Origin of the sequence: Treponema sp. OMZ 798 (assembly GCF_024181385.1) — a bacterium.
Lineage (GTDB): Bacteria > Spirochaetota > Spirochaetia > Treponematales > Treponemataceae > Treponema_B.
Genome location: NZ_CP051305.1, coordinates 2,507,460 through 2,526,123, shown reverse-complemented (window position 1 = coordinate 2,526,123; position 18,664 = coordinate 2,507,460). Strand labels below are relative to the sequence as shown.

Below are 18,664 nucleotides of genomic sequence, written 5' to 3'. Positions count from 1 at the left end.
CTCTTACTCCTTATTCAACTGAAAAAATATTTACATCACACGCCCTGAATAATTCTGGACACTACGCCCAAGAAAAAGACAGGCTTAAAGTCTTGATTAACTCCGGCTTGGAATGTAAAAGGAACATTATCGAATAATGTGTAACCTGCTCCTAAGCCGAATTCCGCGATAAGATTTAATTTTTTTTCTTTATTAGAGCCGAAGCCGGCATCAGCGAAGGCTGAAATAAAAAATCCGTTGGAGTTAACACCAGTTCGGGCGGCGTACCATCTAAGTTCAGTTCCCCAAATATGCATTGAAGAATATTTTTTGACATCTTTAAACGAAAAACGCCGCGTCATCGATTCTTGAGACTTTTCTATTTCATAATCGGTTATGGTATTTACATTCTTAGACTTTATCCTATCGGTATTATAAAATGTATAAACAAAGCCTACATCAACATAGTACAGTTTAAAAGTTACCGGCAGCTCGAATTTAAGTCTGTAATTAATAAAACGGCTTTCGGGAATCCAGTCGGTAAAAAAAGAAAAAGATGTTGTCGCTTTAAAATAACCTAAATCTGCAAGAAAAACATCAAATCTAATTCCCTGCGATAATTCGGTAACGGTTTTCGGTTTCAATTCATTTTGCGAATTCTTAAATTTTATTTCATTAACATTCCTTCTTCCTACACGGGCAGGAAAAGAAAATTTTAATTTGTTTATAACAAATATAAAATCGTTTCTTGCATAAAAAATTTGATCCGAAACTTTTTTGTGCATTGTAAATGGAACAAAATCATAAAAAGCATTTATATTCCATTTAAAAAAATCTTTTTGAACAAACATTCCTATAGAAGAACTGACTGCCGGCCCGTTATCTGCCGAAAAAAAGATGCCTGCATTCGGAAAAACGCTTACATTATTTTCTCTATGAAGCCATCCGAATTTTACCGAAAGAGGAAAACCAAAATAATGCGGAAGAATATTGAATTTGGAAACTTTTATAAAATCTTCTTCGTTATTTTTTTTGACTTCCTCTTTGTCTTGAGAAAACCCCGCCGCCATCATAAAACAAAAAACCAAACATAAAATCTTTTTCATCTTTTCTCCATCATAAATAATTTTATCAATCATTTAAAACAACCGATAAACTTAATATTCCATTCAGTATATCTTTTTTATCTAAAAGATTTTTTGAAAGATATACTATTTTAAATTTAAAATCCGAAATAAATAACTCGCTCTGAATAATTCCCATAAGCTCTTTATCCTGCAAGCCTTGTAAACCGGCAGTAATTTGAGCATAATCTTTTAAGCCTGTGCTATAAAAAAATCCGTAATTCATACCTTTAGAATTATAAGCACCTTCGGCTATTAAAGTAAAAGTATAATCATTATCTTTTACAAGGAATGTTTTAGAAATCCCGGCAAGCACGCCCCAATCATTAATTTTTTTATTTATAAATTTTACAGGAAGTCCTGCATTGGAATAAATTTTAAAATCTAAAGGAAGATTAAATAAAACTTCTAAGGCTGTTTTTAGTGTATATTCTTTTTTATTATTTTTAGCCGGTTCAAAGAGCATATCCGATTCCAATCCGATAAAAAAAGAAGATGATGAATATGCAAATTTTGTCCAAACGGAATACCAATCAGGCTTTTCAAAAATATCGACAGAACGGGTGTCGAATGCAGAACCTAAGTCTATTATAAAATTTTTTATAGGTATATCGAATTTTACATACCACAAAGCTGTATCCGATTTTATCATCTCAGGAATATTTAAATAAAAATAATTTTTAATAATACCTTCCCCAAAATAAATTAAATCTTTTCCGGATTGAAACGAAAAATAATCGGTAAAAGCGGAATAATTCAATCGTCTAAAAAAAGGTCTTACAATTTTTTTGTTTTTAAATTCATCTCTTGAAAATTCATCTTTAAAAAAAACTCCCGGTTGTAAAAATAAATTCTGATTTTTAAATTCAAAATCAAAATTTAAAAAAGCTGAAGTATCTAAGTTAGAAATAATTTGAGGTGCATAAGTATTTACATCGGTATTAAGGAAAACATTTAAGTTATTTAATTCAAAACCGGGACTGATTGCATGGAGATTTATAAAACTAAAACAAAATATAAAAAAAATAAATTTCTTCATAGTTCTCCCTATTTTTTTATCAAATTCTCCATCTTTTGAGTCAAATGCTTTAATTGAGAGTATGAAAAAAGCGATGCGGGTATATCGGCCTTTTTAATACTCATAGTAATCCATGAGCTGTAAGCATTTTTTTCAAACAGCATATCGTACACATCTATTTTAGCAAAACAAGGATAACCGTCTATATTTTCTATATGATAAACTAATTTTTTTATCGGAGTTTGTTTTGCATCGGTAAATTTGAGTTCAAAAATATTTTTAGCTTTTTTTGTAAATATAATATATTTATATGAAGCTTTTGAATTTTGTTTTTCGAGAATAAAATCATTATTCTTGTATTCAATAATTTTATAATTGCTCTTAAAATCGGTTTTTAAAATATCCTGCACTTCAAATTCTTCTATTTTATATGCACCGGATATTTTTAATGGTGTTTTCAAATTTTTATTGTAAAGCCAATATCCTTCGTTGGAACTGAAAAAATATTGTATTTTATTTTTTGATTTTATTCTTACAAACTGTCCGCTCTTATTAAAAAGGCAATAAGAGGACAGCCTGCTTTCTTCTTTTAAATCCTTATTATATTTTATTATTGCTTGCTCGGTTAAAAAAGTTTCGGATGCTTCGATATATCCCGAATTGATTTTTAAAAAATATTGATAATCTTCATCATCAAATTTTTCTTCTGAATATAAAATTAATGAAAAAATTAAAAAAAATAATCGTAAAAAGTATCTTCTAATATTCATCCTATACCTCATTGATTAGCTTATTGACTAACTTATATTATAATTTATAAGTTTTATACTGCTATGTTTTTTAATAGTATAAATCGGATATATAACCGAAATTAGAGCCGTAAAAAATATAAAAACTTGAGTTTTTATTACCGCCTTAGCTGTAATAAAAAAAATTAATAAGTAATAAGAAGTTGAACCCGGAGGATTCATTTTTATATCAAAGGTTTGAGTAATAATATTTCCTGCTTGCGATAGCAAAACGCCTCCAATAATCCCTGCAAGCGATAAAATGCATACTTCTAAAATTAAAACCAAAATAAGCAAGGATTTTTTTAGGCCGATGGCTTCCATTGTACCGAATTCGCCTATCCTTTCCATAAAACTTGCCGAAAGACTTTGTGTTAAAGCTACAAATATTAAAATACACAAGATTCCGCTTATTACGGTAAACTGGACATTAAATAGATTACTTATCTGATGCCATGAAGGATTAAGCGTTTTCCAGTTTCTAACTTCAAAGTTTAAATTATTTTCTTTAAAAATAGAATTTAATTTACTTTCAACTTTTTCAACATCCTTATCATTTTTTAAGTACAATCTTATATATGAAGCCGTATCGGGCATACCAAAAAATTCGAGAATATCTTTTCGGGAAGCAATTAAAAAGCCTGCATCGTTTTGGGGAACTCCTGTATCTATATTTCCCGAAACTTCGAAAGAACCTGCTGCAATTCCTTCTTCTCCCATCGACGACATTATATTTACATAATTATCATTTTCCAAATTCAAACCGAGAGATTTAAATAAACCTTTTCCGAGAACAAGGGTATTGTCTCCTTCAAAAACAGGGACTCCTTCAGCTGCTCCTAAAGAGTGAGGTTCATCATATCCTGAGCCCCAAAATATTGAAGAAGAATTTTCCGTGCCTATTATTCCTTGAAAATTTAGAACAGAATCGAAATTTGCTATTTCGGGTATTTTTTCAAAAACATTTTTAAGTTTATTCAAATCGTTAGATGTAAGTATTAAATCTGCCGTATTTTTTTTATCCCAAAAATCTTTAACCGCAGCCTGAATATGCCCCGATTCTTGTATAAAACCTATTGCCATTCCTTGTTCTGAATATTCTACGAATCCTCTGTATAATAAGATTGCAGCAGAGGCAATTGCAATTAATAATATGGAAAGAATGCTTCGCTTTTTGTGAAACTTAATATTATCCCAAGCACTTTTTATTAAAAACATTTTTTCTCCAAAAGTTTTTATTCTCCTGCGGTTTCATTCAATGAACCGCTGACCATTCTATAAATCTTATCCGCATAATTTTTTATAATAGGATCATGCGAAACAAAAATTCCCACTCCGTTTTTTTCTTTTAAGTATTTACGCAAATATTCATAAACTTGATTTGACCTATCCGAATCAAGTGAAGAAGTTATTTCATCAGCAAGAATGTATTTTGGATTGCAGGAAAGAGCTCTTACTATCGAAACCCTTTGTTTTTCTCCGCCTGAAAGTTCATTAGGCTTTTTATAAATCAAATCTTTTAAATCAAAATATTCAAACAAAGGCATGAGCTTTTCTTTTATTTCTTTTTTGGGTTTTTTTTGAATTTTTAAAGGTATGGAAGCATTATCAAAAACGGTTTGAGATTTTATCAATTCAAAAAATTGAAAAATAAGACCGCAATTTTCAAGCCTGAATTTAGCTCTTTCGCCGTTATTCATTTTATTTATATTTTTATCGCCCCATTCTATTTCTCCCGAATCGGGATAATCTATTCCTGTAATTAGATTTAAAAATGTGGACTTCCCTGCCCCGGAATTACCGTAAATCCAAATCATACTTCCCCGCTCGGCAGTAAACGAAATATTTTTTGTAACTTCAATTTTTTTTGTGTCAATACTGTAAGTTTTATATAAGTTTTTAACTTTAAGCTCTGCGTTTATCATAAGCCGCCTAAAATTCCTTTTTTATAATTTTCATGAAGTAATGAAACGATAGGATGATTGGGAAAAATATTTTTTGCCTTATAAAAATGCTCCCAGCCTTTTTTTGTATCATATATTTTCATATAAAATATAGAATACCATATATAAGCGTTAAATTTATCAACATCATTTAATTCTTCAATGTATTCTTCTGTTGCCTTAATTTGCGAATTAAAATTTGAAGTGGTTTCATCGGCAGCGGCAATTTGCCAGCAAGATAATTTTACAAAAGCTGTCTTATTGTTTTTATCTTTTAAAAGAGCCCTTCTGTATAAAACCGGAAGGGTTAAGATTGTGTTAAAACGTTTTGTTTCGGGAAGCGGAAGTTTTGTATAAAGATAATCTGCATATTTTAAATATACCTCACCTTCCAAATTAGATAATTTTAAAAATCTTTTTAAATTTTTATCTATTTTTTTTATTACCTTACCTTGATGATTCATTCCGCCGTAATTATAAATCGTCGAAAGAATTTCAGCATATTCAAGATATAAGATTAAAAGTTCATTTTGTTTTTTTATATCTCTCATCTTTTTATCCTCTACAAGAATCTTATCCAAAGAACCTGTAAGGTGATTTATTCCGTCTATTAAGGTTTTCAAATCTTCATCGCTGATGCTGCTATTTCTATAATATTCGGCAAAAAGAGAACCGCATTCATCCAGATTAAAGATTTTTGCTTTACCCGAATCTAAGGATTGTACAGAATTTTCTTGTGCAAAACAAAAAAAAGAAAAACAAGTAAAGAGGAAAAAAAACGCTATCAATTTATAGGTTCTATTTTGAAAAGAATATTTGATCATTCTTATTTAACTCCTCAATTACTAGGCTGAAATTCTCATCGGCTATCAATCCGGCTGCAGCCTTTAAATCTTTTTTGGACAAATCCATATTTTCAAGTGCAAAATAAACCTGCGATCTGAAAATCAGAGCCAAGTATTTTTCATAATTGTTTTTTGCATTTGATACAGCCTTTGAAAATTCCTTTAATGAATTTTCATATCCGCCGCCTGCTATGGGAGGAGCAAAAAACAGCCACAAACCATAGGATATCCTTGCCGGAGCAAATTTTTTATCTTGCTTTAAGGCATCAAGATAAAGCAATTTTGTGTCATAGGCTTCTTTATACATATCCTGTCCGGCTAAAAAGCTTATGTACTGAGATTTAATATCGCCCCAGCTGAGTAAAAACCATTTGCCGGCTTGCGAATTCTTTTTTCCCTGCATAAAAACAGCACTCTTATCATTTTGAGTTTTTAACTTTGAAAATATTTTTTTCTTATTACTGTTATCCTTATTTAAGAGGTTCACTTCTTCCAAAATCAAAAAATTTTGAAGTGTCAGTTTTTCTTCTTCAGAAATTTGCATTTTTTGGGTCTTTTCGCGATATTCAGCGATAGAAGCCTCCATTTTTTCTAAAGCCGTATTGTATAATTCAGCCTTAAATTTATAAAAATTATCGTAAATTTCTTGAGAATATAAGCTAAAACTTAAAATAACAAGCAAAATAACTAAGAGTCTTTTTCTCATATAAACCTCCAATTTTTTATAGATTATATTTTTTTTAACAAAAAGTGAAGTGCAGATAATCACTTTTTTATGACATTTGTCATAAAAAATTTCTAAAATCGCTGAAATTGCTCTTAGTTGAAAAAAAAGCGTTTTTTTGCTATCATAGCGTTTCGAATTTCATTCTAGGAGCAAAATATGCAGGAAAATCAAGAACAAAGAAAGCGTCCGGGCTTTTTTAGAACTCTTTTTAGAGGAATAAATATTTTACGCTTGATAATAATAAACATCGTTTTCTTCTTTTTCTTTTTTACATTTTTAGGGGTTATGGGAACTATTCCCTCAAATACAAAGGCCGTAATCCGAGTACCTAATGAGGCTGTTTTAAAGATAAATCCTTCCGGTATTATTTCAGAAAAGGAAGCGGATATTTTTTCGGCCGGTATTCCCGGAATTGGGAAAAAATCGGTTGTCCTCGTTTCGGATATTGTAAAAGCCGTAAAAAATGCTGCTGTCGATAGGCGTATAACCGGCCTTTATTTGGACTTTTCGGAATTGGCAGGCCTGTCATCCGGACATTTAAGCGAGTTAGGGGCGGCTTTAAGTTCCTTTAAAAATTCCGGTAAAAAGATATATGCCTATTCTGTAGGCTATTCGATTCCGTCTTACTTTTTAGCATCCTATGCAGACCGTATCGGAATTGACCCCTTAGGAGAAGTTTCCTTTGCAGGATTTGCCTCCCGCCCTGTATTCTTTAAAGGTTTGGAAGAAAAATTCGGTATTAAGTGGAATGTGATACAGGCCGGAGCCTACAAGGGGATGGCCGAAACCTATTCCAGAGATACTCTTTCCGAAAATGTAAGATCCAATTTAAAATCCATGTTCGATAATTTGTGGGAAAAATACACCTCGGACATCGCCGCCAATCGAAATATATCCCCCGAAAAAATTAGGATCTTCGCACAAAATAACAATGCTCTTATAAAAAAATATGCGGGCAACGGAGCAAAGGCTGCTTTAGAAGAGGGCTTTGTTACGGACATAGCCTCAGTTGATGAATTTGCCGCAAACATAGGTTTTGCCGACAGTAAGACATTTTCGGTCAGTGTAAATACAATAGACTATGTTTCTTATAATGCAAATTTTGCAGAAATGCCTTCTCAAAATTCGATAGGAATTATTCATGTAAACGGAGCGATTACTTCTATTGGTACGGGCCCTATAGATGAGGCCGCCGTAAGCTATAAGATAGTCGAGCTTTTTGATATGGCCTTAGAAGATCCTACAGTAAAGGCCATCGTTTTAAGAGTAAATTCGGGAGGCGGAGAAGTTTTTGCTTCGGAAGAAATTAGGCGTGCTGTCGATAGGGCTAAGGCCTCAGGAAAACCGGTTGTAGTTTCGATGGGCTCTGTTGCAGCCTCAGGGGCTTATTGGATTTCTTCTTCAGCCGATTATATTTTTGCGAGCCCCTACACAATTACGGGATCAATCGGTGTATTGGCTACAGCCCCATCTTTTAAGGAAGCAGTAAAAAAATACCTCGGAATTACAAGCGATTTGGTTTACTCCGGTCAAAAACCTTCATATTCCGTCTTAGAAGATCCCTCGCAGGAAGAAAAAGAAGTGCGGCAGCTCGAAGTTATGCACATATATAAAACCTTTATCGAAACCGTAGCAAAAGGAAGAAGCCTTCCCGAAAAAACCGTTGCAGAGTTGGCAGGCGGCCGAGTCTATTCCGGTGAGCAGGCACTAAATTTAAAGTTAGTCGATGCCCTCGGCTCCTTGAACGAGGCTGCAAAATATGCTGCAGAGCTTGCAAATATAAAAGATCAATATTCCGTAAAAGAAATAAAAAAGCCCCTGCCTTTAACAGAGGCCTTAGTGAAGAGTATTTTAGAAGACCTTAATGCTTCGGCTATTTCGCAGATGAACTTTGTAGACCTCAAGGCGTTTACGGACTTTTTAAATTTGAAGTCAAAAAAAGGTATCTATGTTTACAGTCCCGAATACCTTATTTGGGAAAACTAAGCCTAGAAAGTTTTTGGAGGAATGATATGGCTATAAATTGCGGAATTGTGGGTTTACCCAATGTAGGAAAATCGACTATATTTTCGGCCCTCACAAGTGCGCCGGCTGAGGCCGCTAACTATCCCTTTTGTACAATAAATCCCAATGTGGGAATTGTAAGTTTACCCGATGCCCGTTTAAAAAAATTGGCAGAACATTTTAACCCTAAAAAGATAATTCCTGCAACCGTAGAATTTGTGGATATTGCAGGTCTTGTAAAGGGAGCCTCAAAAGGAGAAGGTTTAGGCAATCAGTTTTTATCTCACATCAGAGAAGTAGGAGTTATCGCCCACGTTGTACGCTGTTTTGATAATGACGACATTGTTCATGTTGCAGGAAAAATAGATCCTGCCTCGGATATCGAAACCATAAATATCGAACTTGCTCTTGCAGATCTTGCAAGTTTGGATAAAAGAGCCGAGCGTGCCGAAAAAGCGAGCCGTATGGGAAAGGAGGCTCAAAAAGAAGCCGCTGTCGTAATGCGTGCCATCGAAAAAATCCGCCCCCTCTTACAAGAAGGAAGGGGAGCCCGTCTTGCCGACTTAACCGATGATGAAAGGGAAGCAATCTATGACACTCATCTGATTACGATGAAGCCTCAAATGTATGTTTGCAATGTAGATGAAACAGGGGCACAAGACAGTAATCCCTATGTGGCCGCGGTTAAAAAGATTGCGGAAGCCGAGGGAGCCGATACGGTAATTATCTGCGGAAAGTTTGAAGCCGAGCTTGCCGACCTTGAAAGCGAAGAAGAACGATTAAGCTTTTTAGAAGAGGTAGGCTTAGAGGAATCGGGCCTTTCACAGCTTGCAAGGGCTGCCTATCACTTGATAGGATTAAGAACCTTTTTTACAGCCGGAGAAGATGAGTGCCGTGCATGGACAATTCATGCAGGTGATACGGCTCCAAAGGCTGCCGGAGTTATTCATACCGATTTTGAAAAGGGCTTTATAAAGGCGGAAGTATACAGCTTTGATGACTTTGTAAAATATGGCAGTGAGCAAAAGATAAAAGAAGCAGGACGTTACCGTCAAGAAGGAAAGGCCTATGTGGTAAACGACGGAGATGTTATGTTCTTTAAGTTTAACGTTTAATTTTTGTCCGGCAGATTATTTTTAACTTAAATTTAAATAAAAACAATAATTTTTATAAAATGTCTTGACATTTTTATATATTTCAAGTATACTCAGGCCACACACAAACGATACACACTGTTTTTCACTAGACTCACTCATTATCCTCCTTTTGAGTGGGTCTTCCTTTTTATAGTTGCACCATCTTTATTTTTATAATCTTTTCATCGTTTTTACAATCTCAATATAAGCTTATTTAATTTGAAGCCAAGTCAAAAACGGCATCTAAATCGAATCTATCATTTTTTATTTGGGAAAGTAAAATATTTTGATCCAACTTTGCTTCAAATGGAGAATTTTTAAAAAGCTTAAAAAATAATGAGCTGTGATTTTTTGTGTCTTGGTTTATTTCTACAAAGAGCTTGTAGGTTCCGGTTATGTTCCGTTTTGCAAAGATGTACAGCCGCTCTCCGTTTTTTTGTCCTGCTGCTGCAGCCTTTGATTCTGCTGCAAGAAAAAAACTTTTATCGGGGGTTATGTCAGAAACTGCAAAAGAGCCGAATTCTTCCAACATATTTTTTCCGTTAAAATTAAAGGTTCTTATTAAAAGACCTTCTTTGTTTTTACCGCTTCCTGTCTGTACCGGAAATTTTTGTATATCATTTTTTGAAAGTTCTTCTATAATTTTATTTAGAACATCGAAGCCCTGATCGTCATTTTCGATGAGGGTGCTCATAAGCCTTTTTGCAAAGGCTCCGTCTTGGCTTGAGTTTAACCTCTCTATCATTTCGGCAGGAGTTAATCTTTTTCTTGTCAAGACTTTTTCATTTTTAGGCTGATTATCTAGTTTGAAAAATTCAGGGGCTGCCGGTGCTTGAGGAATTGCAGGGCCTACAGTGTTCGGCTTAGGAATGGCCGGTATTCCCGGAATCGGCGGAACGGACGGAATGGGAATCGGATTTGAGTTTTGCGCAATCATAGGAAGTGATGTAAATACCGAAAAAATCACTGCGATTATAAAGGGGCTTATCGGCATATTTGCAAGCCTGCTTTCAACCGTTTCAAGTTTCGCTTGAAGACTTAAAATGGTTTTTTCTAAACGGCGCTTTTCTTTTTCTAAGGTTCGGCGCGGATCTTCTTCTTTCTTTTTAGAAATTTGCCCCCGTATCGATGCGGGACTCATTTTATTTAAAAACATTTCCTCCGCTTCGGCTCTTTTTTCTGCATTGCCTATATTGGCTACAAGCTTCATAGCCTCATAACCTATCGCAGGGCTTACATTATAAGCACTTATTTTTTCGAGAGCGGTTGCAGAGGCTCGCGGAAGACAGAGTACTCTGTCAACATAGTCTTCGTATCTTACCCCCGCTTTTTTACAAAGCGGACGGGCTTTTCCGAGTAAGCGGCCGAGCTCTTTCATAAGCTTACCGTCTTCTACCATTATAACCTGCCGAATCTCATCGGTTAATTCCAAAAGTTCCGGCGACTCTTCAAGCGTAATCTTATAAAAACCCTTCTTTTCGGCCTCAGCAAGAAGGCTATGGAAGAGCGTCCAAAACTTAGGACTATGCACCCGTTTTGAATAAAAGCCGCCCTCTTTTTCGCACTGCTTGTGATGAGTATATTCATGCACCGCCGTGTAAATAAGTTCATTATCGTTTGCAAAATTCTTATTGTGAAGAATAATTTCGTGTGTGTCCGGCTTATAAAGCCCGTTTACCTTTTTACTGCTCTTGCCTGTAAAAACCACCGAAAACTCAAGCTCGGTATCTGCCGTCTCAAGCAATATTTCTTTAACCCTGTCCTGATTCATAGTTCCATTATATACTATTTAAGGTAAATTTTCAAAGAGATGAGGGAGATAACGGTTTTTATATTTACAATAATCTGTATATTAATTACTGAACTGATTAATATACAGACCTATTTTTATTTAGTAACTTTTATAGTTCGGCTTTGGATAGACAGCCATCCCAAGAATAAGTTGATTAGCCAATCGACTCCACTATAATATGTTTCAATTTTATAATCAGCTGCATAACCTACCATTGATTTAGTGTCTTGATCTCCTAAGTTTACCAATCCCCATAAGACATACCACTGTCTGCTTTTTTCAACTATTCCTGTCTGCGGTCCATTTCCTACTGTGTGGCGGTTAGTCATGCAACTTGATAATGTCATACTAGCCATAACCAAAACTAACAGCAATGCTGTAATCTTTAAAACAGAATTCTTTTTCATCTAAACCTTCCTTCTTGGAATTTTTTATATTGTAATTACTTTTATTTTTAAGCCTAATCAAATTTTCAAATAATATAGTATATTTATGATACATTTGCAAGCATTTATACTTAAAATTTTATGCTTAAACTTCAAGAGCTTTTACCGGATCATTAAAAAGCTCTCATGTATTGTTTAGGTGCTTGAATTTCGGCTTGAAGTTCTTTTGCGGCATTTAAGGCAAAATATGGATTTCTTAATTTACGAGTGTCCATCGGCTTTAGTTTATAAATTTTAGTGTTGTGTTATTAATTGAATTTTAGGTGCATAACCAATGTTCTATGTAATTTATCGGCAAAATACATATATATTCGTGTTTTTAATTTTAATCCTTTACAATTTTTTAATGCTTCATCAAAAAATCCATCAACATCTATAAGTTTTGTATTAGTAGTATTTGCAAATTCTTTTGGATTATCTACACTAAAATACATCTTAGCATTGATATTACCGGTTTTTTGAACATACTTATTAGCAAGTTTTAATCCGGTAGAATTTGTTGCATCAAATACCAATTCTCCTTTAAGAATTAAAGACTTCATTTTTTTAATCATCTCTATAATTTTGTTTTCATTGAAGTACTGATATACTCCCGAAACAACAATCATGGTCGGCAATGAAGTATCTATCTCTTTTACCCAATCAAGAGTAAACATATCTCCTGAGAGAAGTTTTTCATTATGTGCATTTCCTAATACTCTTTTTCTGGTATCTATAACATTAGGCAAATCTATTTGATAAAAGTTAGATTTAACATTATTAATACGATTATAAGCGGTTTCTAACCCTGCCCCTAAAAACACTACATTGCTTTGAATATTTTCTTCAAGAAACTTTATTATCTTTTTATCTATTGTGTGTTGTCTGCAGACACTAGCCATATAAAAATATTCGGTAGTATTATTCTCTATGTTATCCGTCGGTATATATTGTTTTAACGACAATGCTTTTTCATCATAGAAAAATTCCGGGAAATTTTCAGACGCATATATTCTTGCCGAAAGTGGAATATATAATGTATCCTCTACACCATCAAGTAAACTTTTTGTACTCATATCATAATCCTCCTATCATTGTATACTAAATTCAATATCACTCCCCGTAAACAACGGCTGTATTTTTTCCGGCTTTTTTTGCCTGGTATAGAGCTGAGTCGGCTTGTTCAATAATATCGGCTATAGGTATGCCGTTTGAAAATCTGCTTATACCGGCACTAAAACTTAAGTCGGAATTTTTTAGTTGGGATAAACAAGTTTGCCTAAAAGCTTCTCTAGTTTCAGTCATCAGTTTATTGGCATAATTCTCATCGGATTTTATTATTGCCAAAAATTCATCACCGCCGTAGCGGAAGACTGCAAATGCATCCCCTAAATAAGGACTAAAAGTTTTTCCAAAAATCCTTATCACATCATCTCCGTATTTATGCCCATAGGTATCGTTGATTTTTTTGAAATTGTCAAGGTCTATCATTACAATGAATAGTTCACCCTTATAATCTTGCAATTTATTAATATAAGTTCTTAATGCTGTTCGAGAGTACAGACCGGAAAGATCATCTATCATCATTCCGTACCAATATTTTTCCTTTTCCTCAATTGCATTTAATATTTTAGAGTGTTCTGCCTTGTTGCTGTTAATAACAAATTCTGCCGTAATATGGGCTATTATTAAAATAAAGACCATGACTATAAAATTCGAAATATATTTGCTTGTTATAGTATGGTCTCCGTCGTACTTTATAACAAAGACGGCTAAAATTATTCCTATAAAAGATATTAATGATGTAATTCTTGTTAATTTTTTATCATGATAAATAGTTGATAAAAAAATCATTAACAATAAACCTGCATAAATTGTAACAAAAAGTTGATGTACCACAACATAAAGAAAAGATTGTAATAAGGAGCTCATCATTACTATATAGTTTTTCTTTTTTGAATCATAAGATCTTTGGCTAATTTTTTTTGTAATAAAGTATAAAGGAAAGTTAACTATAAAAGGCACCAGTATATACTTAAAAAAATATATACTAAAAGGTAAACTCATTTGGCTTTGAACGATAAAATAGTAAGAAAATTCAAAGCAAAATGCAATAATGATAATCATGAGCTGAATTCTTATGTGAATCGTCCTAAAGTATGTTTGCAAAGAATTTATTTCATCTCTTGCAATCTTAGCATTGTCGTTAAAAAGGTCATATAGGTTTCCTTTACCTAAGTTTTCTTTTATTTCACAATTAGGCTTGTTCATAGTCTTACCCTCACTAGAGTATTAAAGTTGTTTTTATTTATTAGGTTATTGATTGTTTTGTTCTTTAGAATCTATATGCATGATTCCGTGTAAAAGAAGTGTAATATTACATAAAATACAAAGTATTCTACATTTTTTATCTTTCCAGCTATGATTCATTACTGCATCATATAATACTTTTTGTATTTCCTTTTTCTCTTTTTTTATGATCATTTTATACATAAGTTTCCTCCCATTTATATCACACAAACAAAACAACCGCAGGAAAGATGTTTGCTTCCCTGCGGCATGAGTAAGAGCTGATTAAGCTTCTTTGCTTAGCATATAGTAAAGACTCTTTACCAAGGTTCCTGTCGCGTTTTCTTTTAAATAGCCGAATTTTTCGGTAATGTAGGCTGTTCCGGCGATATCAATGTGGATCCATGGGATATCTTCCTTTGCAAGGAAGGAGCCGACAAAGAGACCTGCTGTCATCATTCCGCCTAACTTTCCGCCTGAATTTTTTAGATCGGCGACTTTTGACTCGTTCATTTTTTTGTAATATTCTATAGTAGGCATTCTCCAGACAATTTCGCCTGCTCTTTCGTTTGCATTGACAAGTTCTGCAAAGAATTCGTCATTGTTTGTGACGGCTCCGCTTACCTGCTCGCCGAATGCTGCTACACAAGCACCTGTCAGGGTTGCAAGGTCAATAAGCTTAGTCGCTCCCAAATTATTGGTAGCATAATAAACTGCATCGGCAAGGGTTAACCTGCCTTCTGCATCGGTGTTAATAATTTCGATAGTCTTACCGCTCATTGAGCCGATGATGTCGCCGTTTCTGTAACCGTCGCCTGAAATCATGTTTTCGCAAGAAGCAACAACAGCAACAACGTTTACCTTTGCTTTTAGGTCTGCCAATGCATGCATTGCCCCGATAACGGTACCTGAGCCGCCCATATCGGTAAACATGGTAACCATGCTTGTTGCAGGTTTAATTGCATATCCGCCGCTGTCATAGGTTAAGCCCTTACCGACAAGAGCGATTTTTTCTTTTGAGTCGGGATTATTATAATATTCCATGACAATGAGTTTAGGCTCCTTGGCGCTTGCCCTTGCTACGCTGAGGAAGGCTTCCATTTTAAGGTCTTCAATTTCTTTTTTACCGTGAACTGTAACTTTTACGCCCTTTGCTTCAAGCTTTTCTTTGGCAATCGTAGCCAAGGTTTCAGGGTAGATTACATTCGGCGGCTGGTTTACCAAGTCTCTTGTTAAGAAAACCGCTTCCATCAGCTTGACGGCTTCGTTGATGCCTTTTTCGGCTCTATCTTCCTTGCCTTTTTCAGGATTATAATTAACCGTAATTTCTGTTTGTTCTTTACGGTCGCTTTTAAACTTATCGTATTGGTAGGTGGCATGAAGCATACCCTCTGCGATAGCCTCGGCCATCTTATAATTACACAGATTATTAAGTTTAGGGATATTGAGTTCGACCTCTTCTACCTTGTTTTTTAAAAGCTCGCTCGCTGCCTTGAAAAAAGTTTTTCTTAAAACTTCCAAGTCAATCTTTTCTTCCTTACCTAAACCGATAAAAAGATGAGCATTAAGATTAGGGTCAAGGCTGTAATAAACCTCTTCCGCCTTTCCGGAAAATAATTCCTTTTCTTTTAAGTGATTAAGATAGCTTCCCTCAATTTTGTCCTCAAAAACCAACTTTGCGGGAACTCCGCCTTGTTTTGCAATATTAAATTTCATAATTCCTCCGAAATTTCATTAAAGTTATTTGTACTTTACAATTAGAGTATACATATTTTATACATTAACGGCAAGATATATCCAAATTCTTTAGTATACTCCTTTTTTAAAATAAGCTTTTGCAAACATTTGTAAAGTTTTTTCGGAAAAATCTCCGCCTTTAGAATAAACCAAATTTAATAAGTCTAAAGCGACCTCGTCAATATCTTTTTCTTCCGTATATTTTGAAACAATATCCTTACATATATTTAATGTATCTTGTGTTACCCCCAAAGGCAGCTTCATTTTAAACCTCCTGTCTAACTGCAAAGTTAAGCATGTATACCGGCAAAAACTCTATGCCGTCCTCTGTTTTTCTATCCTTAGAAGAAACTAAGATTGAGGAGACTAAGACCTTGGAATATTTTTTACCGAATATCTTTAAAGATTCATGCCGGCCCATACCGGAAGATTTTACCTCGATAGCCTTTACTTTTGCACCTTGAGAAATTAAAAAATCGATTTCATAATAGTGGGTGCTTTTTTCTTTATCCCATGTATGATAATAAAGCTCATGCCCTGCGGCGGCTATCATTTGAGCTGCCGCATTTTCATATAGATAGCCCAGATTAGCCGGTAATTTATCGGATAATAACTTTGTGTAAATATCATTGATGGCCTCCGGCCTATCCATAAACATAAGAGTTATAAAAAGGCCTGTGTCCGCTAAATAGAGTTTATAACTTTCAGGCGATTTAGTCAAAGAAAGACTGATTCTGGGATCTGTAGTGTTATAAGAAATAAGAACGGTTTTTGAATCGATCAAATCATAGAGTCTTTCCTCATCCTTTACGCTCTTTCGCTTGCCGGTGGCTTGCGACGGGATATATCTTTTTCCGTTTTTTGAAAGCTGTGCCGGTATTGAATGATAGAGAGCTGAAACCCGGCCTGAAGGATCTATCTTTTTAAAGTCGTCTTTGTAAAGACTTATAATACCTCTTTTTATTTTGTCGATTTCGGTAAAATTTTTTCCATCTAAATATGCTTCAACTGCCTGCGGCATTCCTCCGACAGCCATATACAGCCTAAAATCCCTCAACCACTTTCGGTGTATTTGATCCCCGGCTTTTTTACCGCTCTCATATACTTCCTTACTTAGCTGATAGGTGTTTCCCTGAGTTGCCCATTGGAATTCTTCAAAATCCATAGGATAAACGGGAATTTTCATTTCTTCCGAAGGAATCAAAATTTCTTTTACATTTTTTTTGATTGAAATTAAGGAACCGGTTTCGATGTAATGGTATCGGCCGTCCTTTACCAAATATTTTATTGCCTGCCTGACTTTTGGAAAAAGCTGAATTTCGTCAAAGATAATTACGCTGTTATTTTCTATCAAGTTTTTGCCTGTTGCCGCCTGCAATCTTAAAAAGAACATATCCAAATTATGAATATCGTCAAAGCAAGATTTTACGGCTTCGGATATATTTGCAAAATCGATTAAAATATAAGCCTCATACTCATTTTTGGCAAATTCTTCGGCTATGGTTGACTTTCCGACTCTCCTTGCTCCCTCCAAAAGAACACTATAAGAACCTGAATACTCCTTTTTCCACCTTAGTAATTTATTATACGCCTTTCTTTTAAAAAACATGAATTACCTCACTTTCTTCAAAGTTTTAAAAGCCGAATATCGTTGTTTCTTCAAAATTATTTATACATAAAAACGTCATTTCTTCAATATTATTATACCTAAAAATAGTCATTTCTTCAATATTATTTTAGTTAAAATGCGTCATTTCTTCAAAACTTTAGAGTGTTTTGCCGATTTTTACCTAAATTATGATATTTATTCTAAAACATTTTTATTATCTTGTCTAAGACCTTTTTTTGTGCTACACTTGCGAAAGACGTTGAAGGTCTTAGGAGTTTTTTTATGATGAACAAAATAATTGAATGTGTTCCTAACTTTAGTAACGGCCGCGATCCTGAAGTTTTGGAAAAGATTATTGCCCCCTTCCGCGGAAAAGAAAAGGTAAAACTACTTGATTACGAATCCGACAAGGATCATAACCGCTCTGTTGTAACCGTTATAGGTGAGCCCGAAGAGCTTAAAAAAGCCGTTGTTGAAGCCATAGGCATAGCTGCCGGCCTAATCGACTTGCGCAAGCATGAGGGAGCCCATCCCAGAATGGGAGCCACTGATGTTGTCCCCTTTATTCCGATTAAAAATTCCACAATGGAAGAATGTATCGAATTATCCAAAGAGGTAGGAAAGCTCATCTGGGAACAGCACAAGATTCCTGTTTTCTTGTACGAAAAATCGGCATCTAATCCTTCAAGAGAAAACCTCTCCAATATTCGAAAGGGTCAGTTTGAAGGTATGGCCGAAAAGGTAAAACAGCCCGAATGGAAGCCCGACTTCGGCGGAACGGAAATTCACCCTTCAGCAGGAGTTACTGCTGTAGGCTGCCGAATGCCCCTTGTTGCCTTTAACGTAAACTTGGCTACAAACGATCTTTCAATTGCAGACAAGATTGCAAAAAAAGTCCGCTTCTTAGGAGGAGGCTTGCGCTTTGTCAAAGCAATGGGCGTAGATCTTACAGAACGCGGAATCGTTCAGGTTTCAATGAACATGACGGACTATACAAAGACTTCTCTTTATCAGTCCTATGAAATGGTAAAAATGGAAGCAAAACGCTACGGTGTAAATGTTGCAGGTACCGAAATTGTCGGTCTTACTCCGATGGCTGCCTTAATGGATGTTGCTTCTTATTATCTCCAAATCGAAAACTTCGAATTCAGCCAGATAATCGAGGCTAGGTTGCTCGAATAGATTTAACATAATAGTTTTTAAAAACAGATTATCGGGGATGCCCGGTAATCTGTTTTTTTATTTTAT

The 18,664-nt window shown here is 34.7% G+C and carries 18 protein-coding genes; 3 read left to right on the top strand and 15 right to left on the bottom strand.

Annotation, left to right across the window (positions count from 1 at the left end; genetic code table 11):
• Positions 1-35: 35 nt before the first annotated feature.
• The 7 genes from E4O07_RS11680 to E4O07_RS11650 are packed head-to-tail and all read right to left on the bottom strand — an operon-like array spanning position 36 to position 6,403.
• Positions 36-1,085, bottom strand: coding sequence for a hypothetical protein (locus tag E4O07_RS11680; RefSeq protein WP_253686029.1), 1,050 nt, complete (start codon positions 1,083-1,085; stop codon positions 36-38).
• A 25-nt stretch (positions 1,086-1,110) separates the two neighbouring features.
• On the bottom strand, positions 1,111-2,142 hold the full coding sequence (locus tag E4O07_RS11675; RefSeq protein ID WP_253686027.1) for a hypothetical protein: 1,032 nt from the start codon (positions 2,140-2,142) through the stop codon (positions 1,111-1,113).
• 8 nt (positions 2,143-2,150) lie between these two features.
• Entirely contained in the window at positions 2,151-2,891 is a 741-nt protein-coding gene (locus E4O07_RS11670; RefSeq protein ID WP_253686025.1) for a LolA-like protein, read from the bottom strand.
• 27 nt (positions 2,892-2,918) lie between these two features.
• Complete coding sequence (locus tag E4O07_RS11665) at positions 2,919-4,127, bottom strand: ABC transporter permease (RefSeq protein ID WP_253686023.1); 1,209 nt, start codon at positions 4,125-4,127, stop codon at positions 2,919-2,921.
• A gap of 17 nt (positions 4,128-4,144) precedes the next feature.
• Complete coding sequence (locus E4O07_RS11660; protein WP_253686021.1) at positions 4,145-4,834, bottom strand: ABC transporter ATP-binding protein; 690 nt, start codon at positions 4,832-4,834, stop codon at positions 4,145-4,147.
• A complete protein-coding gene (locus tag E4O07_RS11655; protein ID WP_253686019.1) occupies positions 4,831-5,676 on the bottom strand; it encodes a hypothetical protein in 846 nt (281 codons plus the stop codon). The genes E4O07_RS11660 and E4O07_RS11655 overlap by 4 nt, the downstream gene beginning before the upstream one ends.
• Entirely contained in the window at positions 5,651-6,403 is a 753-nt protein-coding gene (locus E4O07_RS11650) for a hypothetical protein (protein WP_253686017.1), read from the bottom strand. The genes E4O07_RS11655 and E4O07_RS11650 overlap by 26 nt, the downstream gene beginning before the upstream one ends.
• A gap of 177 nt (positions 6,404-6,580) precedes the next feature.
• On the opposite strand from E4O07_RS11650, the gene sppA reads away from it, so the two are divergent.
• Both sppA and ychF read left to right on the top strand, forming a co-directional pair.
• Positions 6,581-8,410 (top strand): signal peptide peptidase SppA, encoded by a 1,830-nt coding sequence (gene sppA / locus E4O07_RS11645; protein ID WP_253686015.1) that lies wholly within the window; start codon positions 6,581-6,583, stop codon positions 8,408-8,410.
• 26 nt (positions 8,411-8,436) lie between these two features.
• Positions 8,437-9,543: a redox-regulated ATPase YchF gene (gene ychF, locus E4O07_RS11640; RefSeq protein WP_253686013.1), complete on the top strand. Its 1,107-nt coding sequence runs from the start codon at positions 8,437-8,439 to the stop codon at positions 9,541-9,543.
• Positions 9,544-9,778: 235 nt separating this feature from the next.
• Here the strand turns inward: ychF and E4O07_RS11635 are convergent, their stop codons facing one another.
• The 8 genes from E4O07_RS11635 to E4O07_RS11600 form a co-directional block, all read right to left on the bottom strand.
• A complete protein-coding gene (locus E4O07_RS11635) occupies positions 9,779-11,335 on the bottom strand; it encodes a hypothetical protein (protein ID WP_253686011.1) in 1,557 nt (518 codons plus the stop codon).
• A 116-nt stretch (positions 11,336-11,451) separates the two neighbouring features.
• Positions 11,452-11,763 (bottom strand): Bor/Iss family lipoprotein, encoded by a 312-nt coding sequence (locus E4O07_RS11630; RefSeq protein ID WP_253686009.1) that lies wholly within the window; start codon positions 11,761-11,763, stop codon positions 11,452-11,454.
• A gap of 287 nt (positions 11,764-12,050) precedes the next feature.
• A complete protein-coding gene (locus E4O07_RS11625) occupies positions 12,051-12,857 on the bottom strand; it encodes a class I SAM-dependent methyltransferase (RefSeq protein WP_253686008.1) in 807 nt (268 codons plus the stop codon).
• A gap of 37 nt (positions 12,858-12,894) precedes the next feature.
• Positions 12,895-14,052 carry a GGDEF domain-containing protein gene (locus tag E4O07_RS11620; RefSeq protein ID WP_253686006.1) on the bottom strand — a complete coding sequence of 386 codons (1,158 nt, stop codon included), beginning with the start codon at positions 14,050-14,052 and terminating at the stop codon, positions 12,895-12,897.
• Between the two features lie 45 nt (positions 14,053-14,097).
• Positions 14,098-14,274, bottom strand: coding sequence for a hypothetical protein (locus tag E4O07_RS11615; RefSeq protein ID WP_253686004.1), 177 nt, complete (start codon positions 14,272-14,274; stop codon positions 14,098-14,100).
• An 81-nt stretch (positions 14,275-14,355) separates the two neighbouring features.
• Positions 14,356-15,786 (bottom strand): cysteinylglycinase, encoded by a 1,431-nt coding sequence (locus E4O07_RS11610; RefSeq protein ID WP_253686002.1) that lies wholly within the window; start codon positions 15,784-15,786, stop codon positions 14,356-14,358.
• 90 nt (positions 15,787-15,876) lie between these two features.
• Positions 15,877-16,071, bottom strand: a complete 195-nt coding sequence (locus E4O07_RS11605; protein ID WP_253686000.1) for a hypothetical protein — start codon at positions 16,069-16,071, stop codon at positions 15,877-15,879.
• A gap of 1 nt (position 16,072) precedes the next feature.
• Positions 16,073-17,416: an ATP-binding protein gene (locus E4O07_RS11600; protein ID WP_253685998.1), complete on the bottom strand. Its 1,344-nt coding sequence runs from the start codon at positions 17,414-17,416 to the stop codon at positions 16,073-16,075.
• A 282-nt stretch (positions 17,417-17,698) separates the two neighbouring features.
• Between E4O07_RS11600 and ftcD the strand changes: the two genes are divergently transcribed.
• The gene (gene ftcD / locus E4O07_RS11595; RefSeq protein ID WP_253685996.1) at positions 17,699-18,598 is read left to right on the top strand and encodes a glutamate formimidoyltransferase; all 900 of its coding nucleotides are present in this window, start codon (positions 17,699-17,701) and stop codon (positions 18,596-18,598) included.
• The last annotated feature ends 66 nt before the right edge of the window (positions 18,599-18,664 follow it).